Below are 25,371 nucleotides of genomic sequence, written 5' to 3'. Positions count from 1 at the left end.
CCCACGCCGACTCGGGCGTGCGCGGTGCCTCCCCGGCCGCAGACCGGCGGCCCGTCAGGTCGGGACGGTCGCGAGGACGTCGCTGGTCGGCTGCGGCGAGCCGCCCGCGGGCTCCTCGGTGATGGCCAGGACGGCGCCGGAGGGCCAGTCGTCGACCTGGCCGACGAGGCCGCCGCCCTCGGAGGACAGGAAGCCCTCGGGCACCGGGTCGCCGCCCTCCTCCAGCGACCACAGCTGGTAGACGCGGTCCGACGGCGGCGCGGGCACGCCCTCGCCCAGGACGACGTACTCGCCGTCCACCTGGACGAGCGCCGCGGTGCCGCCGGCGAACTCGCCGGAGGCCACGAGCGTCGGGGCGGCGTCGTCCTGGCCCAGCAGCGCGGCGCCGAGGCCCACCGTCCCCGCGAGCAGCACGCCGCACGCCGCGGCGAGCAGCCGCACGGCCCGCCGCTGGCGCACCGCCGGTGCCGCCCCGCCGGGGCCGGGGCGACGGTCGTCCACCGGCGCCACCTGCCGGGTCCGTGCCGCCTCCGCGAGGACGCGGGCGCGCAGCGCCGGCGGGGGCGTGGTCGAGGCGGCGACCGCGAGGCGGGTGGCCGTCTCGGCGTACGACGCCGCCTCGGCCCCGGCGTCCGGGTCGGAGCGCAGGAGGCGCTCGACCCTGGCCCGCTCGACGTCGTCGACGGCGTCGAGGGCGTAGGCGCCCAGCAGGTCGCGCACGTCCCTCTCGTCGGTGTCCCCGCCACGGCGGGGGCCCTGCGGCGGCAGCACCGTCATCACGCCACCACGCCCATCTCGTCGCGCAGGCGGATGAGCCCGTCCCGCAGACGCGTCTTCACCGTGCCGAGGGGGATCCCGAGGATCTCCGCCACCTGACGGTGCGTGTAGCCGCCGTAGTAGGCGAGCTCGACCGACTCGCGCTGCAGGTCGGTGAGGACGTCGAGGGAGCGGCGGACCTGCTCGGCCTCGAGCCGGTGCTCGACCTCCTCGGCGACGACGTCGAAGGCGCGGTCGGTGTCCCGGGCGGCCACCTTGTCCTCGCGGTCGGTGCTCGCCTGCGCCGAGCGCACGCGGTCGACCGCTCGCCGGTGGGCCACGGTGAGCACCCATCCGCGGGCGCTGCCCCGGGCCGCCTCGTAGCGCGGCGCCTGCCGCCAGACCTCCACCATGACCTCCTGGGTGACCTCCTCCGACTGCGCCGGGTCCCGCAGGACCCGGAGCACGACGCCGTAGACCGGACCGGCCACGGCGTCGTAGAGCGCCTCGAACGCCTGCTCGTCGCCCCGCGCCACCCGGCGCAGGAGCGCGCCGAGGGCGTCGGTCGCGCCGTCGGCGTCCTCGGCGGTGCGGGAGCGACGGCGCTCCGGCCTCAGGAAGGACACGGTGCTCACTGTGCCACCCCTCCCGGTCCGGGGCGCTGCTCGCCCGGCAGGGACCGCCGCGGGGTCCGCGGCCGGTCTCGTGCTGCGTTCGCCCCGACGGCCCCGCGGGATTGGTGCGCCGGCCCCTCAGCCGGTCGTCCACCCGACCGGGTGACGGCGTCGGCGCGGGGCGCCGTCCGCCGCACGAGCGCGTCCGCCGGACGGGCCCAGCGTGTGCTGCGGGGCGCTGTCGGACCCCGCGGCTAGCGTCGCGAGGACCGGGCGCACGGCCCGGAGGAGGGGCTGCCCCGGCGCCCCGACCGCAGGGAGGGAGGTGCCGGCGTGCGGTTCCTGCACACGGCCGACTGGCAGCTGGGCATGACCCGGCACTACCTGTCCCCGGACGCGCAGGCGCGGTCCACCGAGGCGCGCTTCGAGGCCGTGCGGGCCCTCGGCCGCGTGGCCGAGCAGCACGGCTGCGCCTTCGTCGTCGTGGCGGGGGACGTCTTCGAGACCAACCAGGTCGGCCGGGACGTCGTGGCCCGCACGTGCGAGGCGCTGGCCGAGGTGCCCGTCCCGGTGCTCCTGCTGGCCGGCAACCACGACCCGCTGGACGCCGGCAGCGTCATGACGTCCGAGCGCTTCCGCCGTCTCGCGCCCGAGCACGTGCACGTCCTCGACGGGACGCCGGTCGAGGTCGCCGGGGTGCAGGTGCTGTCGGCCCCGTGGCGGAGCAAGCGCCCGGTGGAGGACCTGGCGGCGAGGGCCTGCGCGGACCTGGCGGCCGAGCCCCACGTGCGCCGCGTGCTCGTCGCGCACGGCGCCGTGCAGTCCTACGGGGCAGCCGCCCCGGACCCGGCGGTCATGGACCTGGCGGCGCTCGAGCGGCTCCTCGACGACGGCGCCCTGGACCTGGTCTGCCTGGGGGACCGCCACTCGACGACGGACGTGGGGCGCACGGGCCGGGTCTGGTACGCCGGGGCGCCCGAGCCCACCGACCACGACGAGGAGGACCCGGGCAACGTGCTCGTCGTCGACCTCGGGGAGCCCGGGGAGCCCGGGGGGCCCGCGGCGATCGGCCGGCACCCGGGGGACGCCGGCGCGCCGGCACGACCGGACGTCGTCGTCACCCGGGTGCCGGTGGGGCGGTGGAGGTTCCGCCGCCTGCGGATGGAGCTCGACACGGACGAGGACGTCGACGCGCTGGAGGCGCTCCTGTCGGACCTGCCGGACAAGTCGCGGACGGCCCTGAAGCTCGGCGTCGTGGGCTCGCTGTCCCTCGCCCAGAAGGCGCGCGTCGACGTGCTGCTGGAGCACGCGGGCGACCTGCTCGGCGCCCTGCAGGTCTGGGAGCGGCGCAGCGACCTGGTCGTGCGGGCCGACGCCGGGGACCTCGACGCCCTCGGCCTGAGCGGGTTCGCGCTCGAGGCGGCGGAGGGCCTGGCGCGGCGGGCGCAGGCACCGGTCACGGCGGACCTGCTCGCGGGGGGACCTGCGGGCGAGCGCGGGCGCCTCCCCTCGACGCCGGACGCCGTCGCCGCGCAGGACGCCCTCTCGCTGCTGCACCGGCTCGCGGCCGCCGGATGAGGATCCTGCGGCTGCGCCTGCAGTCCTTCCGCGGCGTCGTCGACCACGAGGTCGTGCCCTCGCCGTCCGGGGTGACCGTCCTCGTCGGGGAGAACGAGGTCGGCAAGACGAGCGTGGTCGACGCCCTCGACCTGCTCCTCGACGAGTACGACGACTCGCGCAAGCGCCTCGTCCGCCAGACCCAGCCCGTGGGCCAGGACGTGGCGACGGTGGTCGAGGCGGAGATCCGCGCCGGACGCCACCGCTTCACCTACCGCAAGCAGTGGCACCGGCAGCCGTCGACGCGGCTCGTGGTGCACGAGCCGGCGCCCGAGCAGCTGGCGGGCCGGGAGGCCCACGCCCGTGTCCTCGAGGTCCTCGCCGAGGAGGTGGACCTGCCGCTGTGGCGGGCGCTGCGCCTGCAGCAGGGGGTCGGTCTCGAGCAGGCCGAGCTCGACGCGCGCTCCTCGCTGGCGCAGGCGCTGGACGCGACGGTCGCCGAGTCCGTCGGCGGCGAGCGGGAGGAGACCCTCGTCGCCCGCGCCGAGGCCGAGCACCTGCGCTACTCCACGCCCACGGGCGCCGTCCGGGTCGAGGGCCGCCAGCTGCTGGCCGACGTCGAGGCCGCGCAGGCGCGCGTGGTCGCGCTGGAGCGCGAGGTCGCCGAGGTCGACCGCGTCGTCGACCGGCTGGACCGCGCCCGCGAGGACGCGACCGCCGAGCGTTCGGCCGGCGCCCGGGACGCCGCCGACCTGCGGGCGGCGCAGGAGCGGCTGCTCGCCCTGCGCCTGGTCCGGCGGACGGCCGAGGTCGCCGCCGCGGACCTCGCCTCGGCCACCGCGCAGAGCGCCACGGCGCAGCAGGGCCTCGCCGAGCGGTCGGCGCTGCGCCGCCGGGTGCAGGAGCTGGTCGAGGCGGCCCAGGAGCGGGCGACGGCCCTGGTGGTCGCCGAGGGGGCGCTGGCCGGCGCGCAGGAGAGGCTGGAGACCGCCGGCGCGGCGGCCGAGGCCGCCGCCGTCGGCGCCGGTCGTCGCCGGACGGAGCGGGACGCGGTCGTGCGGGCGGCGGGCGAGCGCGCGGAGGAGGTCGCCGTCGAGCGTCTCCGGGGCGTGCTGGCCGCCCACGACCAGGCCGTGGTCGTGGTCGCGGCCGCGGAGGCGGACCTCGCCGTCCGTCACGTCGACGAGGCCGCCCTCGCCGACGTCGAGGAGCTGCACCGCGCCTGGGTCGAGGCGAGGGGCCGGGCCGGGGCGTCCGCCCCGGTCCTCGTGCTGCGCGGCGCCGGCGTCGTCGTCACCACGGCCGACGGGGAGCGCGAGCTGGGTCCCGACCCGGAGGAGGTGCGGCTGTCCGGCGGGACCTGGTTCGAGGTCGGCGGCCTGCGGGTGGAGGCGCGCCCGACGGGCGAGCAGGAGCGTGCCGAGTCCTCGGCCCGGCGGGCGGCCGACGCCCTGGCCGGGCGCTGCGCCGCGCTGGGCGTGCCCGACCTGGCCGGCGCCGCGGCCGCGGCGCACGCACGGCGGACCGCCGTGGCCGCGCTCGACGCGGCGCAGGGGGACCTGCGGCGTGCTGCGGCGGGGGAGGACCTCGGGGCCGCCCGGCGCCGGGTGGCGCGCTGGGACGCCGCCCGACCCACACCCCCACCCGGCGGCGGGTCGGCCGGTCCGGGGGACACCGGCGGTCCGGACGACGCCGGCACGCTGGACCTGCGGCAGGCCGAGTCCGAGGCGGCGCTGTCCCGGGCGGCGGCGGAGGAGACCCGCACGGCCGCACGGCTGGAGGCCGCCGCGGCCGCGCTGGAGGACCACCGGCGACGGGTCGCGGAGGCGCGCGCGGACGTCGAGGCCGCCGCCGCACGGGCGGACCTCCTCGCCGCGGACCTCGCGAGCGCCCGGTCCGGGTCGGGGGACGACGCCCTCGGGCAGGTCGCCGAGACCGCGCTGGCGCTCCGGGAGGCGGCGCAGGAGCGGCTCGCCACCGCCGAGGCCGCGGTCCGGGACGCCGGGGTGGAGGACGCCGAGGCCGACCTGGCCGTGCTGCGGGACCGGGTCGACGACGGTCGCAAGCGGCTGCGCGGGCTGGAGGACGAGGTGGGGGCCCTCGCCGCCGTCCTGGACGACCGGGGCGGTGCCGGCACCGTCGAGCAGCTGGCGCAGGCCCGGGCCGACCACGACCGCCTCTCCCGCGAGCTCGCCGCGCGCGAGCGCCGCGCGAGCGCCGCCCGCACGCTGCACGAGGCGCTGCAGGAGGCCCGCGCCCGCGCCCACGCGGCGTACGTGCAGCCCCTGCGGGCCGAGGTCGAGCGGCTGGCGGCGCCCGTCTTCGGCGCCGACGTCCGCGTGGAGGTCGGGCCGGACCTGAGGGTGGTGTCCCGGACGCTGGACGGCGTCACGGTGCCGTACGACCAGCTGTCCACCGGTGCCCGCGAGCAGCTGGCCCTCCTCGGACGGCTGGCGTGCGCCGTGCTCGTCAGCGGGGGCGCGGGGGTGCCCGTGCTCGTCGACGACGCCCTCGGCTGGTCCGACGAGCGTCGGCTCGACGGCATGGCGAGGGCGCTGTCCCTGGCCGGCGCGTCCTGCCAGGTCCTCGTGCTCACCTGCGTCCCGGAGCGCTACCGGAAGGTCACGGGTGCCACCACGGTCCGCCTGCGGGCCTGAGCCCGCGCGGGCCCGTCGGCGGACGGGCCTGGCGCCTCGTCGCCGGAGGTGGTCGGATCGTCGCCGTGGGTGACGAGGTCTCGGGCACGGTGTCGACGCCGGAGGGGCGGCGGCGCTACCGCGAGCGGCTGCGCAGCCAGCTGCTCGTGCTGCGGCGCCTGCTCGACGACGACGCCTTCACCACCGACGACACGATGACGGGGATGGAGGTCGAGCTCGCGCTCGTCGACCCGGCGGCGCGGCCCTCGCGGGCGAACCGCGAGGTGCTCGCCACGCTGGGCGACCCGGACGTCACGACGGAGCTCGGCTCCCACACCATCGAGGTCAACGTGCCGCCCTCGCGGATGCAGCGTGGTGGCGCGATCGCCCTCGAGGCCGACCTCCGGACCCGCATGGAGGCCGCCGACGTCGCCGCCCGGGCGCACGGTGCCCGGGTCGTCATGATCGGCATCGTCCCGACGCTGCTGCCGGACGACCAGAGCGAGGGCTGGATGACGCGCTCGCCGCGCTACCGCGCCCTCGACGAGGCCGTGCGCGCGCAGCGGGGCGAGGACCTGCTGCTCGACATCCGCGGCGAGGACGAGCGGCTGCTGGCGCACGCGCCGTCGATCGCCCCGGAGGCCGCCTGCACCTCGGTCCAGCTCCACCTCCAGGTCTCCCCGGAGCAGTTCGCCGCCGTCCACAACGCCGCCCAGCTGCTCGCCGGCGCCCAGGTGGCCCTCGCCGCGAACTCTCCCTTCTACGCCGGGCGGCGGCTGTGGGACGAGTCCCGGCTGCCGGTCTTCGCCCAGTCGACGGACTCGCGGCCGCCCGAGCTGGCCGCGCAGGGCGTGCGGGAGCGGGTGCTGCTCGGGGACGCGTGGACGACCTCGGCCTACGACCTCTTCGAGGACGCCGCCCTGCACTACCCGCCGCTGCTGCCCGAGCTGGCCGAGGAGGACGCCCTGCGCGTGCTGAGCCGCGGCGGCGTGCCGCGCCTGGCCGAGCTGAAGATGCAGAACGGGACGGTCTGGCGGTGGAACCGGCCCGTGTACGACGTCGTGGACGGCTCGCCGCACCTGCGCGTGGAGAACCGGCTGCTGCCGTCGGGGCCCACGGTCGTGGACGTGGCGGCCAACGCGGCGTTCTGGTTCGGGGCCGTGCGGGCGCTGGCCCTCGGCGACGACCGGCCGTGGGAGGGGGAGGGCGCCGTCCCCTTCTCGCTCGCCCGCGACGCCCTCGACGCGGGTGCCCGGCGCGGCCTGCGGTCACGTCTGCCGTGGCCGGACGCCCGCACGGGTCGGGTCGAGGAGCGCGACGCCGACGACCTGGTGCTGCGGACGCTGCTGCCGCTGGTCCACGAGGGCCTCGCGAGCTGGGGCGTCGACGAGGCGGCGTGCGACCGGTACCTCGGGGTCCTCGAGCACCGGGCGAGCACCCGGCAGACGGGAGCCCAGTGGCAGCACGACGCCGTGGCGGCCGCCGAGGCACGCGGCGCGGACCGCCGTGGCGCCCTGCACGGGATGCTCGGGCGGTACGCCGAGCTCATGCGGCAGGGGGAGCCGGTCGGGTCGTGGCCCGCCGGGTGAGCCCGGCGGTCGGCGGCGCTGGTCGGTCGCGCCGGTCGGGCCCGCCGGGAGGGGCGGCCCCTCAGCCGAGACGGGCGGGGAAGCCACCCGTGGCGACGGGGCTCCACCGGGTCGGCGTGAGGCGCACCAGGGCCTTGCCCTGGCGGGCCATGGCCTCGCGGTACTCGTCCCAGTCGGGGTGCTCGCCGGAGATGGAGCGGAAGTAGTCGACGAGCGGCTCGAGCGCGTCGGGCATCTCGAGGAGCTCGGCGTCGCCGTCGACCTGCATCCAGGGCCCGTCCCAGTCGTCGGACAGCACGACGACGCTCGCGCGGCCGGAGGCCCGCACGTTGGCGGACTTCGCGCGCTCGGGGTAGGTCGAGATGACGAAGCGCCCCTGCTCGTCGACGCCGCACGAGACGGGCGAGGCCTGCGGGCCGCCGTCCGACCGCCGCCGGGTGATGAGCAGGACGCGGTGGCGGGGGCGTGTGAACTCGAGCATCTCCTCGCGCGAGACGGTCGTCGACGTGGCGATCTGCGGCATGGCGGGCACGCTAGCGGCCGCCGCGGACGCGAGCCCGCCCTCCGCCCCGCCCGCCGACCACGCCCCGCCCGCCGACCACGCCCCGCCCGCCGACCACGCCGCGGTCGCGGGCGGCGAGGGCCTCAGGGGCCGGCGTCCCAGAGCGCGCGGTAGTAGTGCAGGCGCTCCTCGTCGCGGTCGACGCCGTAGGCCTCCAGCAGCGCGTCCTCGTAGCCCGGGCCGACGTTCCACGCGGTGCTCCACGAGGCGACGGCCAGGTCCGCCCACCGGTCGCCGACGCCGAGAGCACCGAGGTCCACGTGCGCCGCCCACGCCCCGTCGTCGTCGACCAGCGTGTTGGGCATGCAGGCGTCGCCGTGGCACACCACCAGCCGGTCGTCCGGCGGGGGCGACGCCAGCAGCCGGAGGACGTCCGCCCCGGCGTCGGGGCGGACCGCGGCGAGCCGGTCGGCGCTCGACCACGAGAACGGGCACCCGGCCACGGGCAGGACGTCGTGCAGGGACCGCAGGCCGCGCCCGACGGCGGTGACGGCGTCCAGGGGACGCGCCAGCCAGTGCGGGTCGACGGCGCTGCGGCCCGGGAGCGTCCGGGTGACCAGGACGTCGCCGTCACCGCCGGAGGTGGACGCCTGCAGCGCGGGGACGGGCGTGCGCCCGGCGAGCCAGGCCAGCCGGCGCGCCTCGGCGTCCAGGTCGAGCCCGCTGCCCGCCGGTGCCCACTTCACGTGCAGCCCCGGCCCGTCGTCGTCGGTCCGCCACGTCGTCCCGCCCACCTGGTTCACCCAGACCGCCACGAGCCGTCGGCCCGGCACCGCGTGGCGGACCACCGCCGGCACGTCGACGGGACCCGTGGGCACCGCGGCCACGGGCGGGCGTCCCGGTGCCCCACCCGCGCCGGTCACGGCCTCACCCGCGGGCGGCCGCGGCCAGCCGGGCGAAGCCCTCGTCGAGGCCGACCCGCGGGGCCCAGGCGAGGGCGCGACGCGTCTCGCGCTGGTCGAACCAGTGGGCCGTGGACAGCTGCTCGGCGAGGAACCGGGTCATCGGCGGCTCGTCCGGCCCCGGACGCACGGCCCAGAGCGCCTCGGCGGCGGCCCCGGCGGCCCGGGCGAGCGCCGCCGGCACCGAGCGGGTCGGCGGCGCGACGCCGTGGGCCCGGCACAGCGACGCCAGCAGCTCGGCGACGGTCCGGGGCTCGCCGCTGCTGACCACGAGGGCACGGCCGTGGACGCCCGGCCGGTGCGCCCGGGCGCAGGCGGCGACGAGGGCGTCGGCGGCATCGTCGACGTAGGTGGAGTCCACCAGCGCGCTCCCGCCGGACAGCAGGGGCAGGCGACCGCGCCGGGACCGCTCGACGACGCGCGCGACGAGCTGGGTGTCGCCGGGGCCCCACACGAGGTGGGGGCGGACGGCGACGACGGCGAGCCCGTCACCGTCGGCGGCCAGGGCCTCGCGCTCCGCGAGCGCCTTGCTCCGCGCGTAGCGGCCGCGCGCGGCGCCCGGGTCCGCCGCGCCGGCCGGGGCGCCGACGAGCGGGACGCCGGCGTGCGCCACCGAGGGCGAGGAGACCTGCACGAACCGGCGGACGCCGGCGGCCCGGGCCGCCTCGAGCAGCCGCGCCGTGCCCTCGACGTTGGTCCGCCGGTAGGCCTCCCACGGCCCCGAGACCGAGACCTTCGCCGCGCAGTGCACGACGGCGCGCGCGCCGCGCAGGGCCGCACCGAGGTCGGCCGCGGGGTCGGACAGGTCGAGCGCGACGTCCTCGACGGGTCCTGCCCCACCCGGGCCCGCACCCGACCGGGGCCCCGCGAGAGCGCTGGGACGGCGCTGCAGGGTCCGGACCGGGTGGCCGGCGGAGGCCAGGGCCCGCACGGTGGCCCGCCCCAGCATCCCGCTCGCACCCGTGACGACGACGAGGCCCGCCTCCCTCACCGTCGCCCTCCCCCCGGCGGAGGGGCTCCCGGCCGCGTCACCGTCCTCACCGCCGCGCCCGGGGCACCTGGTGCGGCCGGCGCAGCGCGGTGGCCAGGCGGCCCCGGGACGTCCACGGCGGCGGGGCCGGCCGACCGGCCGTCCGCTGCTCCGCCCACGCCGCGACGAGCGCGCGGTCGACCTTCGAGTCGTGCCGCACGTCGGTCGGGAGGTCCGGCACCACGAGCACCGCCGCGACCTCGGGCTCGCCCCGCAGGGCCCGGACGGCGGCGCGGACCCGCCCGACCAGGTCGTCCGGGGCGCCACCCGCGCGCCCGGCCGGCGGGTCGGTCTCCACGACGACGACGAGCGCCTGCGTGCCGTCCGGCCCGACGCCGACGGCCGCGGCCCGGGCGACGCCCTCGACCGAGCCCGCCGCCAGCTCGGGGCCCACCGGCGTCACCACCCCGCGGGCGGTCCGCACCAGGTGGGCCGTGCGGCCCCGGACCACGAGCCGGCCCCGGGCGTCGAGGTGGCCGACGTCGCCGGTCCGGTGCCAGGTGCGCCCCCGGTCGTCGACGAGGCGGCCGGCGTCCTCGGTGGCCCACAGCTGGTCGTAACGGGCCTTGACGTGCGGTGCGCGCACGAGCACCTCGCCCACGACGCCGGCGGCGCAGGTCGGGGGCGCGCCGGCGGCACCGGCGCCGTCCAGCGGGGACACGGCGAGCTCGACACCGTCCAGCGGCGCGCCGACGAGGACGCCGTCCGCCGGCCCGTCGTGCGCCCCGTCCGCCGCGGCCGCCTCGAGCGCGGCGAGGTCCACGTCGGTGACGGGCAGCACCTCGGTCATCCCGTAGGGCGTGTGCAGCGTGGCCGACGGCACCAGGTCGGCGACCCGGCGCAGCAGCGGCACGGGGACGGGGGCACCCGCGGAGAGCAGGGTGCGCACCCCGGCCAGGGCGGCGCGGCCCGCGCCGTCGAGGTCGGCCGCCGTCGCGACGACGTGGGCGAGCGCCGCCGGCGACGCGAAGACGACCGAGGCGCCGACCTCGCGGGCGGCGTCCGCGAGCGCCGCGGCGGTCAGCGTGCGCGGGGCGGTGACGTCCATGGCCGGGCTCGCCGAGACGGCCCCGAGCGCCGGTCCCAGGAGCGCGAAGGGGGCGAAGGCGGCGACGAGCGCCGTCCCGCGGCCGACGTCGTACGTGGCGGCGACGGCGTCGCGCATGCCCGCGAGCCCGGCGCCGGTGTACACGGCGCCCTTGGCCGGACCGGTGGAGCCGGAGGTGAACAGGACCGCCGCGTCCGCGGCGGGGTCCGGCGCGGCGAGCCGCAGCGTCGCGAGGCCCGGCCGGCCACCGGCGGGCGCGCCCCCCGCGGGCGACCGGCGGCCCCGGGTCGCGGTGGCGGCGAGCGTGGTCGCGGCGAGCCGTCGTCCCACCGGTCCGAGCGGGCCGACGCCCACCCGCCGGCCGGGCCAGCCCAGGGCGGCCGCGGCGACCAGGCCGCGCTCCACGGCGAGGACGTGCCGGGGGGCGGCACCGCGGACCGCCCGCGACAGGCCCCGGACCCCGAGCCCCTGGTCGGCCACGACGACGACCGCGCCGAGGCGGAGGCAGGCGTAGAGGGCGACCGTGAGGTCGGCCCCGGGGGGCACCAGCAGGCTCACGCGGTCACCGGGGCGCACGCCGTCGACCGCCAGCCCGGCGGCGACCTCGGCGACCCGGTGCCCGAGCTCGCGCCAGCTCAGCGTCGTCGGACGGCCCTGCGGCCCGGCCGCCATCTCCACCACGGCGGGGGAGTCGTCCTGCGCCCGCGCCTCGAGCTCCGACCACAGCGCGCCCGAGGACGGCCCCGGGGAGCCCGTCCCGGGGGAGCCCTCGGCGGCGTGCAGGGAGCCCGCGGGGACGGGTCGGGCCGTCGCGTCCCCGTCGGCGCCCACGTCGCGCGCGGCGAGCCAGCGCAGCACGAGCGGGCCGAGACCGACGTCCTCGGGTACCAGGTGCCCGACGCCCTCGACGCGGTGGACGTCCGCCCGCGGGAGCCGCCGCTGCAGGTCCCGCAGGTAGCGGTCGGAGAACACCGGGTCGTCGGTGCCCCACACGAGGAGCGCGGGGACGTCGGCCCGGCCGAGCGCGCTGACGCCGTCCGCCACCCGCTCCAGCGCGGGACGGCTGGGGTGGCCGGTGCGCCAGGGGATGTCGGTGACGAAGTCGGCGACGGCGCGGCGCTGCGCGGTCGTCCGGTAGGGCTCCCCGAACCCGTCGCGGACGGCGGCGGGCGGGCGCGGGCGGACCTGCCCGACCGCGGCGCGGACGAAGCCGTCCGTGCGCCGGGTCAGGAGCTCGTGCACCCCGGGCGCGCTCGCCAGCCGCAGCGCGGGGGGCAGCGCCGCGTCCGCGGGCGCGTGGACGGCGGTGTTCGTGAGGACCAGCGCGGCGACGTCGTGGGGGTGCTCGCCGGCCCAGCCGCTGACGACGACGCCGCCCCAGTCGTGGCCGAGCGCGACGAGGGGCCCGTCCAGGGGCGGCCACCCGTCGTCCGTCCCGCGGCGCAGGACGTCGACGAGCGCGGCGAGGTCGGCGACCCGGTCGGCCAGGCGCCACGGCGAGCCGTCCGCGCGGGGGCGGCGGTCCGACAGGCCCATCCCGAGCTGGTCCACGGCGACGACGCGCCACCGGCGGCCGTCGGCGTCCCCGGTCGTCCCCTCCGCGACGACGTCGCGCCACAGGTAGGACCACGTCGGGTTGCCGTGGACGGCGAGGACCGTCCCCGCCGGCGGGCGTCCGTCCCCGCCGTCGAGCCGGCCGCCGTCCAGCCGGCGGCCGTTGTCCAGGAGGTGCCAGGTGCGTCGGGTGCCGTCCGAGGCGGGGGCGTCGACGAGGCGGGACCAGCACGGGTCGACGCCGGGGAGGGCGGCGAGGTCGACCGGGGGCGCTCCGGGGGCGCGCCGGGCGGCGCCGGGGGGGAGCGCGGGTGACGGGGGCGCCGTCACCAGGCGATCTCCGTCATCGCCGTGTTGAGCCCGGAGCCGACGCCCATGCACAGGACGCGGTCGCCGGGTCGCAGCGACGGGGCCTCCGCGGCGAGCGTCATCGGCAGCGCGGCGGGACCGACGTTGCCCCAGCGGGGGAAGGTCAGCGGGACGCGCTCGGGGTCGATGCCGATGCGCTCGACGAGGGAGCGGGTGTGGACCGTGCTCACCTGGTGGAGCACGTAGCGGTCCATGTCCTTCCAGGACCACCCGTCGCCCTGCGCGTCGTCCCAGGCGTCCCCGACGAGCTGCATGCCCTCCTCGAGGAGCCCGCGCGCGTCGGTGACCATGCCGTCGTTGCCGCCGACGCACAGCTCGTGCGCGGAGCTGCGGGCGCGGGAGATCCCGCCCAGGACGCGGGGCGCCCCGGGGTGGTCGGCGACGGGCCCCAGGACGGCGGCGGCCGCGCCCGACCCGAGGGTGAGGGTCGCGAAGGCGTCGAGGTAGTCGCGCCGCGTGGCGTCGTCGGAGGACAGCCGCGCCAGCGTGGACTCGTGCACGGGCCGTGCGTCCTCGCCGTCGACCACGAGGGCGTAGCGCACCGACCCGCTGTCGATCATGGTCGCCGCGAGCGTCAGCGCGTTGACGAACCCCAGGCAGGCGTTGGTGATGTCGAAGTTCAGCGCCGAGCTCGGCAGCCCCAGCGCGTGGTGCACGCCGACGGCGACGGAGGGCTCGAGGTTCGCGCGGTACACCGACGTGTTGAGCAGCAGGCCGACGTCGCCCGGCTCCACGCCGGCGGCCTCGAGCGCCTGCCGCCCCGCGCGGGCGGCGCCCCCGGCGGCGTCCTCGTCGGGTCCCCACCAGCGCCGCTCCTCGATGCCGGCGAGGGAGGCGAGCGTCCCCGCGCGCATCCGCAGCCGCGCGAGCGTGGGCGCGAGCTGCTCCTCCATCGACGCCGAGGTGACCACGACGGGGGCCTCGACCGCGCTCGTCCCGAGCAGGGCCGTGCCCTCGTGGTGGATCGTGGTGTTGCCCGACACGCGCATCGTCCGTCTCTGCTCGGCTGGTCGGCGCCGGGTGCGGTCCTCGCGGGTGCCCGCCAGGTCGCGCACCCCGGCGCACGGGCGAGGAGTCTGCCACCGCGACGGCGGTGGGCGGGCCTCCGCCGCCGGTGCGCGACGGCCCGGCGGGCTCTCCCAGGTGCGGCTCAGGAGGGCCGCAGGTTCCACTGCCGGACGGTCGGCTCCCGGTGGCTCTCGCCGAGCACGCTCAGCGAGGCGGGACTCAGCTCGAGGGCGGCCGCGGCGCTCGGGGGCAGGCCGAGGTAGGTCGCGGCCAGGATCCGCAGGGAGTGGCCGTGGGCCACGAGGCAGACGGCACCCTCGTCGAGGAGGGGGCGCACCCGCGCGAGGGCGTGCGCCGTGCGGGCGGCGACGTCCTGCACCAGCTCGCCCGGCGTGCGACCGGGCGGCACGCCGTGGTCGAAGATCTTCCACTCGTACCCGAGCCGCTCGCGGACCTGCGGCGTCGAGAGGCCCTCGAAGCCGCCGTAGTCCCACTCGACGAGGTCAGGGTCCTCGACCAGCTCCAGCTCGTCGCCGAGCCCGGCCAGCTCGGCGGTCCGGCGGGCCCGCTGGAGCGGGCTGACGCGCACGGCGCTCACCCGCCACGGGGCGATCAGCTCGCGCAGGGCCGTCGCCTGCGCCTCGCCCTCCTGCGTGAGCGGGATGTCGGTGCGCCCGGTGTGCCGGCCGTCGCTGGACCACTCGGTCTGCCCGTGGCGCACGAGCAGCAGCGGGTACCGGCCGGGGCCCCTGCTGAGGTCGTGCGAGCCGGCGGACGGGGGGCCCAGCACGAGCGAGCCCCCCGCCCCGGCGTCGGGGGAGGACGCGGCGTCCGCAGGGGTGCTCATGCGGTCGCACCCTAGGGGGACGAGGGAGCCGGCGCCCGGGACGGCGCGGGGGAGGGCCGGGGAGGCGCCGCGGGCCCGCCCCTAGGCTGCCGGGCGTGCTGTTCCCCTTCGCGGTGGTGCTCGGCGCCCTGTCCCTGGCGCTGGCCGCGTGGTCGCTCGTCGGGGCGCTGCGGGCCGCCCGTCCGTCCGGGGGGCAGCTGCTGCTGGCGGCGGTCCTCGAGGTCCTCGTCCTCGTGCAGGCCGCCGTCGCGGTGGTCTACGTCGTCACGGGCACCCGTCCGGTGTCGACGGCCACCTTCGCCGGGTACCTCCTGACGGTCGTCGTGCTGCTGCCCGTGGGCGTCTTCTGGGGGCTGGCCGACCGCAGCCGCTGGGGCAACGGCGTCCTCGCCATCACGGCCGTGACGACCGCCGTGCTCGTCCTGCGGCTCGAGCAGATCTGGAACGGGTGAGCGTGGCGGACGACGGCAGCACCGCGACGGGCGCCGACGCGGACCCGCGCGGGCGGCGACCGACCCTGCGCTCGGGGCCCGGGCGCGTCCTCGTCGCCGTGTACGCGGTCTTCGCCCTGTCGGCTGGCGCCCGCGCCCTGGTCCAGGTCCTGACGGACTTCTCGGCGGCGCCCCTGGCCTACCTGCTCTCGGCGTTCGCGGCGGCCGTGTACGTCGTCGCGACGGTCGCGCTCGTGCGCTCGAGCGAGCGCTCGCGGCGGGTGGCGCTCGTCTCCGTGGGCGTGGAGCTCGTCGGGGTGGTCACGGTCGGCCTGCTCAGCGTCGAGGACCCCGTGGCCTTCCCCGACGCCACCGTCTGGTCCGGGTTCGGCGCCGGCTACGGCTACGTCCCGCTCGTCCTGCCCGTCCTCGGCCTGTGGTGGCTGGTCTCGCAGCGGCCGCGCCGCGTCGTCTGAGCGCCGGCCGCCGGGCTCAGGGCACGAGGAGATCGGCCAGCAGCGTCCCCAGCCGGGGGTGCGCCAGCGGGCGGCCGTGGAGCGCCTCGGCGGTGCACCACGCCAGCGCGTCGTGCTCGTCGAGCGCCCGGTTGACCACGTGGCCGCGCCAGGCGTCGACCACCCAGACGTCCATGACGAGGTCGTCCTCGACGAGACGGGCCACCGGGGGCCCGTGCACCTCGGCGTCGACGCCGAGCTCCTCGGCGAGCTCACGGGCGAGTGCCGCGCACGGGTCCTCACCGGGCTCGACGTGGCCGCCGGGCAGGTCCCACACGCCGGGGTAGAAGGAGCGGCCGGGGGAGCGGTGGACGAGCAGCACGCGCCCGTCCCGGCGCAGGGCGGCGGTCACGACCACGTGCTCCTGCCCTCCCACGGACGTCACCCTCGCAGAGCGCCGGCACGACGCGGCCCCGGTCGCGACCAGGGGTCGCGGCCGGGGCCCGGCGGGTGGGAGGGGTGCCTCAGCCGCCGACCTGCGAGAGCAGCATCCGGTAGCCACCGGTCGCGATGGAGTCGACGTCCGCGGCGAGCGCCTGCCCCTCCGGGGTGGCGAGGGCCGCGCTGGCCGTCGCGTAGTCGACGAAGTACAGGTCCGCCGTCCGGTAGGCCGGCGTGTCGGAGCCGTCCTCCTTGGGGAAGACCTTGGCGGTCTCCACCCGCTGCACGTCCGGCACCTTGCCGGCGAGCGCGGCGTGCGTGCTCGCGTAGTGCTTCTCGAACGCCTCCGGGTCCTCGGGGTTGTCGTACACGACGGTCAGCTTCACGGCCATGGCGAGGACGCTAGGGCGACCCGGGCCGCGGCGCACCGCGGGCGTCGCCCCGCGGTGCCGGCAGGTGCCCGGATAGGCTCCGCCGCCGTGAGCAGCAGCGAGGTCCACCAGTCCGCGGCGTCCCTCCTCGTGCGGCGCCTCGCCGCCCTCCTCGGCGTCCTGGCGCTCGTCGGGGGCGTCGTCTGGATCGTCGTCCAGCCCACCAACTACTCGGGCTGGGTCGCCGCGACCGTCGGCCTCGTCGTCGCCGTGCTGGTCTTCCGCCGCCACCAGCAGACGGCGGACGGGCAGATCCTGCGCCGCTCGCACCTGCGCGCCCGGGGCTGACCCGCCCGCACGACCCCGTCGGCGCCAGGGCCCCCGCGTCGGGCGCCCGCTCGCCGTGCAGGTCCGCGCCGGGGCCCCCAGGCTGGGGTGACCCGACCGCACGACGACCCATCCCCTTCCCGGAGGAACACCGTGGCATCCACCGTCTCCCGCGTCCTGCACGACGTCGGCCTCGCCGCCTGGTTCGGCGGCACGCTGGCCAACGCCGTCTCCCTCAACCACGCGGCGTCCAAGGTCGGCGACCCGAACGAGGCCGGTCGCGTCGCCAACGACGGCTGGGACCGCTGGACCCCCGTCAACGCCGTGGCCATCGGCGTCCACCTGGTCGGCGCCGTCGGCCAGCTGGCCGCCAACCGCGAGCGGGTCCGGACCCAACCCGCGGTGCGCGTCACGAGCGCCGTGAAGACGGGTTTCACCGTCGCCGCCCTGGGCGCGACGGCCTACAGCCGCAAGCTCGGCCGCACCGTCTCCAAGAACCAGGACGTCGCCGTCCGCGGGGGCACGACGCCCTCGACGCAGACGCCGCCGGACGTCGCCGACGCCCAGCGTCAGCTGGACGCGCTCCAGTGGCTGATCCCGGTCCTCACCGGCTCCATCATCGGGACCGCGTCGGCGCTCGGCGAGCAGCAGCGTCCGCCGAACCGTGCGGTCGGCTTCATCGACCGCACGGCGCGCAGGGTCGTCGAGAAGAGCTGAGCCGTCGGGACGTCCTGACGCCGACCGCCCCCGGGTCTCCCGGGGGCGGTCGCCGTCACGGGAACGACCCCGCGGCGTCGGTCAGCCGGTCCCGTCCTCGCCCCGAGGACGCGGAGCCGCCAGACGCCCGCGCAGCAGGACGCCGCCGCGCGTGGCCTTGTGCCGCAGCAGGCGGCCCGCGCCGCGCGAGCGAGCGGCCGCGCGGGCGGCGGTGCGCGCCGCCCCCGACCGGGCGGCGGCGCGGGCGGCCGGCCACGCCGGCGTCCCGGGCACGAGGGCCCAGGCGCGGGCCTCGGCCGGCGTCGGGGCGGTCCGCAGCCGTTCGGCCACGGCCAGCACGGGCCCCCTGAGGTCGGCGGACCAGGGCAGGAGCGCGAGCAGGGGGGCGGCCTCGCGCGCCGCGAGGACGACACCCGGGTGGGGCTCGCGGGCCAGGGCGGCGACGAGCAGAGCGGCCTCGACCCCCGCCTCGACCGACCCGGTGCCGGCGACGTCGTCCCGCAGCCACGCCCCCGAGCGGGCACCCGCCCCGTCGTCGGGCCCGGGGTCGACCCCCTGCTCGGTGCCGTCGTCGGTCCGGACGAGGTGCAGGCCGGCGCCGGTGGTCGAGCCGGGGGAGTGCAGGACGAGCTCGTCCGCGGCGGGCGCGCCGTCGTCGCGGAGCTCCAGCCCGGGGGCGACGACGGCCGCGAGGGGGGTCAGCACGTCCAGGAGCACCCCCGAGCCGGGACCGGTCACGCGCAGCGCCGCCGGGGGGTCGGCGGCGCAGCGGTGGAGCGCCCACAGCGCGTAGCCGACGAGCAGCGGCGCGAGCACGCCCGTCACCGCGCCGGCCCGCGGGTCGGCGTCCCCGTCCTCCGCGAGGAGGAGCCGGGCGCGTCGGGAGGCTCCCGCGAGGACGGAGGACAGGCCGCCCGTGGCCGGCGCCGCGCGGTCCAGCCGGCGCTCGTCGCCCGTGAGCGCGGCCGCCGGCGCCCAGGAGCCCTCGACGCCGGACAGGCGCGCCATGAGGACGTCCGAGCGGCGGTTGTCCCCGCGGTGCAGCCAGCGCCCCGGCCTGCCCCCGAGGTCGGCGACGACGGCGGCGTAGGCCTCGCCCTCTCCCTTCTCGGCGGCGAGGTCGCTCGAGGTCCACACGAGGTCGCCCTCGACGATCAGCCCGCAGCGCTCCAGCAGGAGCCGCAGCTGCCCCGCGGTCATCGGCGTGTCGGAGAGGAAGCCGAGCCGGGCGCCGCGGGCGCGCTCGGCCGCCAGCAGCGCGGCGGCGCCCGGCACCGCACGGGTCAGGGCGAGCTCCGCGTCCATCTCCGCCGCCGCGACCGCCGGGGCCGCGTCGGCCGGCAGGTCCAGCAGCGCGACGACCTCGCGGGCCACGTCGTCCGACGTCCGCCCCGGTCCGCGGCGGGAGCGGGCGAGGTGCTCCGCCCGCTCCCGTGCCTCCACGTACTCCTCGGCCCCCGCGGCGAGCAGGCCGTCCTGCCGCAGCCTCCGGGCGACGACGTAGTGGACCTGGCGGGGCTCCCCGAGCCCACGGGTGATGACGGTGTCGAAGCAGTCGGTGGTGGACAGCTCACGGGGGACGGGCTCACGGGGGACGGGCTCACGGGGGGCGGGCACGGGACCTCCTGTCGCGCGCCGGTCGTCGGCGCACTCGGGATCCTCGCGCACGGTGACGGCAGGAGGGGGCCGGACGGGCGACGGTCGCCCGTCCGCTCACCCGGGGCCACGGACCTCGCCCGCGGTCGACCGGTCCTGCCCTACCGTCACCGTTCGTGAGCACCACGCCGGTCGACGGGGGCCGAAGGACGCAGCGCGGCACGGGCACGGGGGAGCAGCCTCGGCCCGCCGCGGCCGAGCTGCACGCCACGAGGGGGGCGCTCGTGGCGCGGCTGCTGCTGCCCCGGGCCCGCGAGGTGGTCCTCAAGCTGCCGCTCGTCCCCCTCGGGGCCCTGACGGCCCTCGTCGCCCGCGAGCACCTGCCCGGGCCCGCGGAGCTCGGGCAGCTGCTCGTGCTGTGGGTGCTCGTCGAGCTGCTCGCCTACCAGGCCCGGTACCAGCTCAACGACCTGCGGGACCGCGCGGCGGACGCCGCCCACCCGGAGAGCGCGCACCGCGGCCGGCTGAGCTTCCCGTGGACGCCGCTGCGCGCCGCCGCGGTGTGGGGCAGCGTCGTCGTGCGGGTCGTGCTCTCGGTGCTGCTGGCCGTGGCGCTGCCCGGGGCGCCGGGCGAGGCGGCGCTCGCCTTCCTCGTGCTGCTCGTGCTCGTCTCCGGCGGCTACGAGCTCGTGCGCGAGCGCATCCGTCGGGCGCCCGCGGTCGACCCGACGGGCCCGCGCGCACGGTCCCTCGGCGTCCCGGTGCTGCTGTTCGTGCCGCTCGGCTACGGGCTGCGCGTCTGGACCGGGTACCACGCCGCGGCGGCGGGCGAGCTGCCGGCGCGGCTCGGCGTCCTGCTCGTCGTGACGCTGCTGGCGACGTACACGGCCAGCGTCCTCACCGCGTGGGTGCTCGAGGCGACGACGTTCCTGGGGGAGCGGGGCGCGCCGCCGGCCGCGGGCCTGGGCCGGCGCGCCCACGTGGCGCTGCTCCTGCACCACGCGGGTCTGCTGCGCGTCGAGGGCCGCTCGGAGCGCGCGCGCCCGGCGGACGAGCTCGTCGTGGCCCGTGAACGGCCGGCGCGCTCGGCGCTGGACCTGAAGGCCTGGGACGCCGCGGGGGCGGCGGCCCTGCTGGCCGCGTACGCGGCGGTCGGCGTCGGCGGAGGGGCGGACGGCACGGGCTGGGCCGTCCTCGCGGTCGCCGGCGTCGTCAGCGCCGCGGCCCCTCCGGTGCTGCACCTGCGCAGCCGCGCGGGCGTCGGCGGCTGGGACGGGCGCCCGCCGTGGCTCGCGCCGCGCAGCCTCGCGGCCGTCGTCGCCGTCGAGGTCACCGCGCTCGTGGTCGCCGCCGTCGTCCTGCTGCTGCACGACGCCCCGCAGGCGCGGCTGCTGTGGCTCGTGGCCTTCGTCCTGTTCCAGGTCGGCTCCACGCGCACGAGCTCCTACCGTCGCGGCTTCGGACCGCTCTCCCTGGTGCGCCGGCCCCTGGCCTGGGCCCGCGACCGCCGCCGCTGACGGACGTCCCCGCCGGACGGGCCCGCGACCCGACGACGGTCGTCGGCGTGCGGGGCTACCGTCGCGGGTCAGCACGGCGTCGGCCGCGGCGCCGGGGGAGGACCGCCATGACCACGCTCGCCGACCGCCCGCGCACCGCCCTGCTCGTCGTCGACGTCCAGCGGGACGTCGTCGACGGCGCGCACGACCGGGACGGGGTGGTGGGCCGGATCCGGGACCTGGTCGCCCGTGCCCGGGAGGGCGGAGTCCCGGTCGTCTGGGTGCAGCACTCCGACGACGGGCTGCCGGAGGGCAGCGACGGCTGGCGGTACGTGCCCGAGCTGCAGCGCGCCGCGGGGGAGCCGCTCGTCGCCAAGCACCACGGCGACTCCTTCGAGGGCACCGACCTGGAGCAGGTCCTCGCCGACGCCCGGGTGGGTCGCCTCGTCGTCGCCGGGGCGGAGACGGACGCGTGCATCCGCTCGACGATCCACGGCGGCTTCGCGCGTGGCTACGACGTGACGCTCGTCGCCGACGCGCACACGGCCGGTGACAAGACGGAGTGGGGCGTGCCACCCGTGCCGGACGTCGTCGCGCACACCAACCTGTACTGGCGCTTCCAGACGGCGCCGGGCCGCACCGCCGCGGTCGTCGACGCGGCCGACGTCGTGCTCGAGGGGCCCGGGGCGGCGCCGGCGTGACGTCGGCCCCGGAGGAGGAGCGGGGTCGGCCTCCTGGGGACAACTGACATAACGTCAATTATCGGCGTTGCGCGGGAGCGGTCCGACGGTCTCCCTGGTCCGGGTGCGGGACCGGGCGCACGTCCAGCCCGTCGACCCCGTCGAAGTCCGCGGGGTTGCAGGTGTGGACCGGCAGGTCGCCGGCCACGGCGACCGCGGCGACGAGCGCGTCGTAGGCCCGGGCCGCCGGCTCCCGTCCGGCCGACCGCAGCGAGGCGGCGACACGCCCGAAGGCGCGTGCTGCGGCTGCGTCGAACGGCAGGGGCTCGAAGTCGGCCTCGGCCTGCTGCAGGTGCGCCTGCCGGGCGCTGCGCTCGGCCTCGGTCGCGGCGACCAGCGGTCCGACGGACAGCTCGGCGAGCGTGATCGCCGAGACGAGCGGCTCGTCGGGCAGGGCCGCCACGGCGTCGTCGCCGAGCCGGCCGAGGAGGACCACCGTGGAGGTGTCGAGCAGGCCCCGGGTCACAGCCGGGGGTCCAGCACCGTGTCGAGGTCGTCGCGCAGACGGCTGGGGTCCACGGCGGGCAGGTGCCGTCGGCGCGCCACGAGGTCTTCCGCCGACGGTCCGGGTCGACGTCGCGGCCTCAGCTCGGCGACCTCGGCGCCGTCCCGGGTGACCACGAGCGACGCCCCCCGCGCCACCCGGTCCAGGACCGCTCCCCCGTCGTTGCGGAGCTGTCTCACCGTGACGTGATCCACGCGACGAACGTATCACCGGTGAGACGACCGTGAGCGCGACGGCGCGTCACCAGGTCCTCGGCGACCTCGTCCCCGGGACCGCGCCGGCCTCGGCACGGGACCGGCCCGGAGCTGGGAAGGGCGCACCCGCACTCGTCGTTACGCTCGGGAGACGCGGGCCCCGCGCACCACGGCCCGCCCGCTCGACCACCTCGGGGAGGGGCCGCACGCATGCGCCGCACGCTGGTCAACGGCAAGATCCACCGCGCCACGGTGACGGAGGCCGACCTGCACTACGTCGGCTCCATCACCATCGACGCGGACCTCGCCGCCGCGGCCGACCTCGTCGAGGGCGAGCAGGTGCAGGTCGTCGACGTCACCAACGGCGCCCGCCTGACGACGTACGTCATCCCGGGCGAGCCCGGCAGCGGGGTCATCGGCATCAACGGCGCCGCGGCCCACCTCGTCTCCCCCGGCGACCTGGTCATCATCATGTCCTTCGTCGAGGTCGACGAGGACGAGCGGGCCGACCACTCCCCCCGCGTCGTCCACGTGGACGGCCGCAACCGGCAGGTGGCCCTCGGCGACGACCTCTCGCAGCCGGTGCCGGACCTGCCGGGGGCCGACGACGTCCCCGAGATGCAGCGTCCGCCGGGCGCCCTGGCGGTCGCCCCGGCCTGACCGTCACGACGCGCCGGTGACCGGGCGGGCCCGGCGCCGCGGCGAGGATGGGTCCCGTGCAGACCTTCCTCCCCTACCCGAGCTTCGCCCGCAGCGCCGAGGTCCTCGACTCCCCCCGTCTGGGCAAGCAGCGGGTCGAGACGCTGCAGATCCTGCGGGCGCTGGAGCTGCCCGACTACGGCTGGGCGAACCACCCCGCCGTGCTCATGTGGCGGGGCTGGACCCCGGCGCTCGTCGGCTACGGCCTGGCGTGCGTCGACGCCTGGCGCCGTCGCGGCCACGCCGACGGGACGGCCGACCTCATCGGGGAGTTCGCACCGCAGGTCGTCGGCGTCACCCAGCAGGACCTGGCGGCCGAGGGCCTGCTGCCCACCTGGCTCGGGGACGAGGCGCTGCACCGCAGCCACCGCTCGGCCCTGCTGCGCAAGGAGCCGGGCACCTACCGCCCGGTGCTCGGTGACGAGCCCGACGACCTGCCCTACGTGTGGCCCGAGCCGCGCCCGGCCCTCCCCCGCACGACCAGCGGTCGGTCGCTGTGGGTCGTGCGCCCCGGCGGCGCCGACGAGCTCGCCGCCTTCCTCGCCGACGGCGTCATCGGCCTGTCCACCGGCTCCGGCGTCGACGTCGACGTCGTGGAGGGGCTCGCCGAGACCCGACGGCTCGCCGAGGGCTCGGCCGCCGAGAAGGCGGCGGCGAAGGGCGCGGAGCCCGAGGAGGTCCCCGAGCCCGACCTCCGCGCCCTGCTCAGACGGGTCCACCCCGGGCGCCGCCCCGGCAAGGAGCTGCGCCAGCTCGAGGCTCTCGTGCGTGACGTCGCCGTCGGCGACGAGGTGGGTCTGCCCATCGAGGGCGAGCAGGCGCTCCTCGTCGGCGAGGTCGTCGGGGACTACGTCTTCGTCCCGCGCCGCGGGGCCCCGGCGCCGCACCGCCGCGCCGTCCGCTGGGGCGGGCGCCTCCCCCGCTCCGCCGCCCTGCCGCCGGCCTCGCTCCAGGACCCGCGGCGGCTGTTCGGCATCCGCGTCGACGCCTGAGCCCGGTGACGACCGGGACGGCGCAGCCCCCGTCCCGGTCGCTCGACCGGGACGGGGGCTGCTGGGTGTCGGGTGGGGCGTCGGGCGGACGGTCAGCCCTTGACGGAGCCGGACATCATCCCGCCGATGAAGTACTTGCCGAGGACGATGTACACCACGAGCGTCGGGGCGGAGGCCAGCAGGGCGCCCGCCATCGACTGCCCGTAGTTCTGCAGCAGCGCGCCGTTGGCGAAGTTGTTCAGCGCCAGCGTGACCGGGCCGTTCTGGCTCGAGGCGAAGAACACGGCGAAGAGGAAGTCGTTCCAGGCGCTGGTGAACTGCCAGATGAGCACGACGACGAAGCCGGGCACCGAGATCGGCAGGATCACCGAGGCGAAGGTGCGCAGCATCCCCGCGCCGTCCACGCGCGCGGCCTCGATGAGCTCGCCCGGGACCGACTCGTAGTAGTTGCGGAAGATCAGCGTCGTGATCGGGATGCCGTAGACGACGTGCAGGATGATCAGCGACGGGATGCCCGACGGCACCTGCAGGGTCACGGTGAGCAGCTGCGCGAGCGGGATGACCACGGCCTGGTAGGGGATGAACATCCCGAAGAGGATGAGCGTGAACACCAGGTTGGCGTACGGGAACCTCCAGCGGGACAGCACGAAGCCGTTCATGGAGCCCAGGACGGACGAGATGATCGCCGCCGGGATGACCATGAGGAAGGTGCGACCGATGGCGGGGGCGAGGGCCTCCCACGCCGCCGACCAGTTCTCCAGCGTCCAGGTGCTCGGCAGCGCCCACGCCGAGTCCGCCGTCGCGTCCCCGGCGCCCTTGAAGCTCGTCACGAGCAGGACGTAGACCGGGGTGAGGACGAAGAGCAGGAACACCAGCAGGAGGACGTACCGCAGCGTCCGGCCCCGCGAGAACTTCCGCTCCCGCGGCCGGGGCGCGAGCCGCAGCCGCTCGTCGGGCTTCGGGGCCGCGACCGTCGTCGTCGTCGAGCTCATCGGTCCTTCTCCGCTCGGGCGGTGCGCACCAGGTAGGGGATGATCAGCAGGGCCACCAGCAGCAGCAGGATGGTCCCGACCGCGGCGGCGTTGGCGTACTCGAAGCTCGACTTGTACTGGAGCACGTCGACCGCGGGGATCTTCGTGGAGTAGTTGGCCGAGTCGGCGATCGACAGGATGAGGTCGAACACCTTCAGCGACATGTGGCCGATGATGATGAGCGCCGAGAGCAGGACCGGGCTCAGCTGGGGGAAGACGACGTAGCGGTAGAGCTTCCACTCGCTCGCGCCGTCCATCCGGCCGGCCTCGCGGAGCTCCTCCGGGACGCCGCGGAACCCGGCGAGGAAGAGGGCCATGACGTAGCCGGCGAGCTGCCACACCGCCGGGAGCGCGATGGCGGCGATGCCCCACGTCGGGTTGCTCCACCAGCTGTTCTGCAGGAAGCCCAGCCCCACCATCTCGAAGAGGGCGTTGAGGCCGGAGGCGGAGTCGCCGGTGTTGGAGTTGAGCAGCCACCGCCACACCACGCCGGAGGCCACGAAGGAGACGGCCATCGGGAAGAGGTAGACCGAGCGGAAGATCCCCTCCCCCTTGATGGGCTTGTCGAGCAGCCACGCCCACACGAAGCCGACCGCGAGCGCGCCGACCAGGAACACCACCGTGTAGATGGCCATGTTGGCGAGGGAGTGCTGGAAGTCGGGGTCCTGCAGCAGGGCGACGTAGTTGGCGAGACCCACGAAGCTCGTGGGTTCCTGGCCGGTCACCGTCGCCGCCGAGTTCGCGTCCGTCAGCGAGGTCCGGATGTTGACGGCGATGAGGCCGTACACGAAGACGGCGACGATGACGAGCGAGGGCGAGATGAGCAGCAGGGGCGCGACGTAGCGCCGGTTCCGGTGCCGGCGCGGGCGCGGTGCGGTGCCCGCGGGCGCCGTCGCGCCGGCCG

The 25,371-nt window shown here is 77.7% G+C and carries 26 protein-coding genes; 11 read left to right on the top strand and 15 right to left on the bottom strand.

What is annotated here, in order from left to right; translation table 11 throughout:
* Nucleotides 1–54 precede the first annotated feature (54 nt).
* Both WDZ17_RS06930 and sigK read right to left on the bottom strand, forming a co-directional pair.
* Nucleotides 55–777, bottom strand: a complete 723-nt coding sequence (locus WDZ17_RS06930; protein ID WP_339574415.1) for an anti-sigma factor — start codon at nucleotides 775–777, stop codon at nucleotides 55–57.
* On the bottom strand, nucleotides 777–1,373 hold the full coding sequence (gene sigK, locus WDZ17_RS06925; protein WP_422631871.1) for an ECF RNA polymerase sigma factor SigK: 597 nt from the start codon (nucleotides 1,371–1,373) through the stop codon (nucleotides 777–779). The genes WDZ17_RS06930 and sigK overlap by 1 nt, the downstream gene beginning before the upstream one ends.
* Before the next feature lie 330 nt (nucleotides 1,374–1,703).
* Here sigK and WDZ17_RS06920 point away from each other — a divergent pair, with 330 nt between their 5' ends.
* The 3 genes from WDZ17_RS06920 (at nucleotide 1,704) to WDZ17_RS06910 (ending at nucleotide 7,152) form a co-directional block, all read left to right on the top strand.
* Nucleotides 1,704–2,948 (top strand): metallophosphoesterase family protein, encoded by a 1,245-nt coding sequence (locus WDZ17_RS06920; RefSeq protein WP_339574413.1) that lies wholly within the window; start codon nucleotides 1,704–1,706, stop codon nucleotides 2,946–2,948.
* Nucleotides 2,945–5,584 carry an AAA family ATPase gene (locus tag WDZ17_RS06915; protein ID WP_339574412.1) on the top strand — a complete coding sequence of 880 codons (2,640 nt, stop codon included), beginning with the start codon at nucleotides 2,945–2,947 and terminating at the stop codon, nucleotides 5,582–5,584. The genes WDZ17_RS06920 and WDZ17_RS06915 overlap by 4 nt, the downstream gene beginning before the upstream one ends.
* Before the next feature lie 65 nt (nucleotides 5,585–5,649).
* Nucleotides 5,650–7,152, top strand: coding sequence for a glutamate-cysteine ligase family protein (locus WDZ17_RS06910; protein ID WP_339574411.1), 1,503 nt, complete (start codon nucleotides 5,650–5,652; stop codon nucleotides 7,150–7,152).
* A 61-nt stretch (nucleotides 7,153–7,213) separates the two neighbouring features.
* Here the strand turns inward: WDZ17_RS06910 and WDZ17_RS06905 are convergent, their stop codons facing one another.
* From WDZ17_RS06905 to WDZ17_RS06880, 6 genes are all read right to left on the bottom strand, one after another.
* Nucleotides 7,214–7,675: a PPOX class F420-dependent oxidoreductase gene (locus WDZ17_RS06905; RefSeq protein WP_339574410.1), complete on the bottom strand. Its 462-nt coding sequence runs from the start codon at nucleotides 7,673–7,675 to the stop codon at nucleotides 7,214–7,216.
* A 122-nt stretch (nucleotides 7,676–7,797) separates the two neighbouring features.
* Nucleotides 7,798–8,532, bottom strand: coding sequence for a phosphotransferase (locus tag WDZ17_RS06900; RefSeq protein WP_339574409.1), 735 nt, complete (start codon nucleotides 8,530–8,532; stop codon nucleotides 7,798–7,800).
* 49 nt (nucleotides 8,533–8,581) lie between these two features.
* A complete protein-coding gene (locus tag WDZ17_RS06895) occupies nucleotides 8,582–9,607 on the bottom strand; it encodes an NAD-dependent epimerase/dehydratase family protein (RefSeq protein ID WP_339574408.1) in 1,026 nt (341 codons plus the stop codon).
* A 46-nt stretch (nucleotides 9,608–9,653) separates the two neighbouring features.
* Nucleotides 9,654–12,578 (bottom strand): alpha/beta fold hydrolase, encoded by a 2,925-nt coding sequence (locus tag WDZ17_RS06890; RefSeq protein WP_339574407.1) that lies wholly within the window; start codon nucleotides 12,576–12,578, stop codon nucleotides 9,654–9,656.
* On the bottom strand, nucleotides 12,575–13,606 hold the full coding sequence (locus tag WDZ17_RS06885) for a 3-oxoacyl-ACP synthase III (protein ID WP_339574406.1): 1,032 nt from the start codon (nucleotides 13,604–13,606) through the stop codon (nucleotides 12,575–12,577). Before WDZ17_RS06885 ends, WDZ17_RS06890 begins: the two co-directional genes overlap by 4 nt.
* A gap of 161 nt (nucleotides 13,607–13,767) precedes the next feature.
* Entirely contained in the window at nucleotides 13,768–14,472 is a 705-nt protein-coding gene (locus tag WDZ17_RS06880; protein ID WP_339574405.1) for a histidine phosphatase family protein, read from the bottom strand.
* 95 nt (nucleotides 14,473–14,567) lie between these two features.
* Between WDZ17_RS06880 and WDZ17_RS06875 the strand changes: the two genes are divergently transcribed.
* Nucleotides 14,568–14,924, top strand: coding sequence for a hypothetical protein (locus tag WDZ17_RS06875; RefSeq protein ID WP_339574404.1), 357 nt, complete (start codon nucleotides 14,568–14,570; stop codon nucleotides 14,922–14,924).
* Nucleotides 14,925–14,926: 2 nt separating this feature from the next.
* Nucleotides 14,927–15,379 carry a hypothetical protein gene (locus WDZ17_RS06870; RefSeq protein ID WP_422631870.1) on the top strand — a complete coding sequence of 151 codons (453 nt, stop codon included), beginning with the start codon at nucleotides 14,927–14,929 and terminating at the stop codon, nucleotides 15,377–15,379.
* Nucleotides 15,380–15,395: 16 nt separating this feature from the next.
* On the opposite strand, the gene WDZ17_RS06865 is transcribed toward WDZ17_RS06870, so the two are convergent.
* Nucleotides 15,396–15,794 (bottom strand): NUDIX domain-containing protein, encoded by a 399-nt coding sequence (locus WDZ17_RS06865; RefSeq protein ID WP_339574402.1) that lies wholly within the window; start codon nucleotides 15,792–15,794, stop codon nucleotides 15,396–15,398.
* 88 nt (nucleotides 15,795–15,882) lie between these two features.
* Nucleotides 15,883–16,191 carry an EthD family reductase gene (locus tag WDZ17_RS06860; RefSeq protein WP_339574401.1) on the bottom strand — a complete coding sequence of 103 codons (309 nt, stop codon included), beginning with the start codon at nucleotides 16,189–16,191 and terminating at the stop codon, nucleotides 15,883–15,885.
* Nucleotides 16,192–16,278: 87 nt separating this feature from the next.
* On the opposite strand from WDZ17_RS06860, the gene WDZ17_RS06855 reads away from it, so the two are divergent.
* Both WDZ17_RS06855 and WDZ17_RS06850 read left to right on the top strand, forming a co-directional pair.
* Nucleotides 16,279–16,518, top strand: coding sequence for a hypothetical protein (locus WDZ17_RS06855; RefSeq protein ID WP_339574400.1), 240 nt, complete (start codon nucleotides 16,279–16,281; stop codon nucleotides 16,516–16,518).
* Between the two features lie 132 nt (nucleotides 16,519–16,650).
* Nucleotides 16,651–17,214 (top strand): hypothetical protein, encoded by a 564-nt coding sequence (locus WDZ17_RS06850; RefSeq protein WP_339574399.1) that lies wholly within the window; start codon nucleotides 16,651–16,653, stop codon nucleotides 17,212–17,214.
* An 81-nt stretch (nucleotides 17,215–17,295) separates the two neighbouring features.
* On the opposite strand, the gene WDZ17_RS06845 is transcribed toward WDZ17_RS06850, so the two are convergent.
* A complete protein-coding gene (locus WDZ17_RS06845) occupies nucleotides 17,296–18,831 on the bottom strand; it encodes an HAD family hydrolase (RefSeq protein ID WP_339574398.1) in 1,536 nt (511 codons plus the stop codon).
* Nucleotides 18,832–18,986: 155 nt separating this feature from the next.
* Here WDZ17_RS06845 and WDZ17_RS06840 point away from each other — a divergent pair, with 155 nt between their 5' ends.
* The gene (locus WDZ17_RS06840; protein ID WP_339574397.1) at nucleotides 18,987–20,327 is read left to right on the top strand and encodes a hypothetical protein; all 1,341 of its coding nucleotides are present in this window, start codon (nucleotides 18,987–18,989) and stop codon (nucleotides 20,325–20,327) included.
* Nucleotides 20,328–20,434: 107 nt separating this feature from the next.
* Entirely contained in the window at nucleotides 20,435–21,007 is a 573-nt protein-coding gene (locus WDZ17_RS06835; RefSeq protein WP_339574396.1) for an isochorismatase family protein, read from the top strand.
* A 58-nt stretch (nucleotides 21,008–21,065) separates the two neighbouring features.
* Here WDZ17_RS06835 and WDZ17_RS06830 read toward each other — a convergent pair whose 3' ends face one another.
* Together WDZ17_RS06830 and WDZ17_RS06825 are read right to left on the bottom strand one after the other, a co-directional pair.
* Nucleotides 21,066–21,512, bottom strand: a complete 447-nt coding sequence (locus tag WDZ17_RS06830; RefSeq protein WP_339574395.1) for a type II toxin-antitoxin system VapC family toxin — start codon at nucleotides 21,510–21,512, stop codon at nucleotides 21,066–21,068.
* Nucleotides 21,509–21,745 carry a type II toxin-antitoxin system Phd/YefM family antitoxin gene (locus tag WDZ17_RS06825; RefSeq protein WP_339574394.1) on the bottom strand — a complete coding sequence of 79 codons (237 nt, stop codon included), beginning with the start codon at nucleotides 21,743–21,745 and terminating at the stop codon, nucleotides 21,509–21,511. The genes WDZ17_RS06830 and WDZ17_RS06825 overlap by 4 nt, the downstream gene beginning before the upstream one ends.
* 210 nt (nucleotides 21,746–21,955) lie before the next feature.
* Here WDZ17_RS06825 and panD point away from each other — a divergent pair, with 210 nt between their 5' ends.
* Complete coding sequence (gene panD / locus WDZ17_RS06820) at nucleotides 21,956–22,405, top strand: aspartate 1-decarboxylase (RefSeq protein ID WP_339574393.1); 450 nt, start codon at nucleotides 21,956–21,958, stop codon at nucleotides 22,403–22,405.
* A gap of 56 nt (nucleotides 22,406–22,461) precedes the next feature.
* Nucleotides 22,462–23,436, top strand: coding sequence for an MSMEG_6728 family protein (locus WDZ17_RS06815; protein ID WP_339574392.1), 975 nt, complete (start codon nucleotides 22,462–22,464; stop codon nucleotides 23,434–23,436).
* Nucleotides 23,437–23,528: 92 nt separating this feature from the next.
* On the opposite strand, the gene WDZ17_RS06810 is transcribed toward WDZ17_RS06815, so the two are convergent.
* Nucleotides 23,529–24,428, bottom strand: coding sequence for a carbohydrate ABC transporter permease (locus WDZ17_RS06810; protein WP_339574391.1), 900 nt, complete (start codon nucleotides 24,426–24,428; stop codon nucleotides 23,529–23,531).
* Nucleotides 24,425–25,297, bottom strand: a complete 873-nt coding sequence (locus tag WDZ17_RS06805) for a carbohydrate ABC transporter permease (protein WP_422631869.1) — start codon at nucleotides 25,295–25,297, stop codon at nucleotides 24,425–24,427. The genes WDZ17_RS06810 and WDZ17_RS06805 overlap by 4 nt, the downstream gene beginning before the upstream one ends.
* Between the last annotated feature and the right edge of the window lie 74 nt (nucleotides 25,298–25,371).

Source organism: Pseudokineococcus basanitobsidens, from assembly GCF_037482545.1.
GTDB classification, from domain to species: Bacteria; Actinomycetota; Actinomycetes; order Actinomycetales; family Quadrisphaeraceae; genus Pseudokineococcus; species Pseudokineococcus basanitobsidens.
Note: the sequence above shows the minus strand (reverse complement) of the source record. Positions and strands in the feature narration are given on the sequence as shown.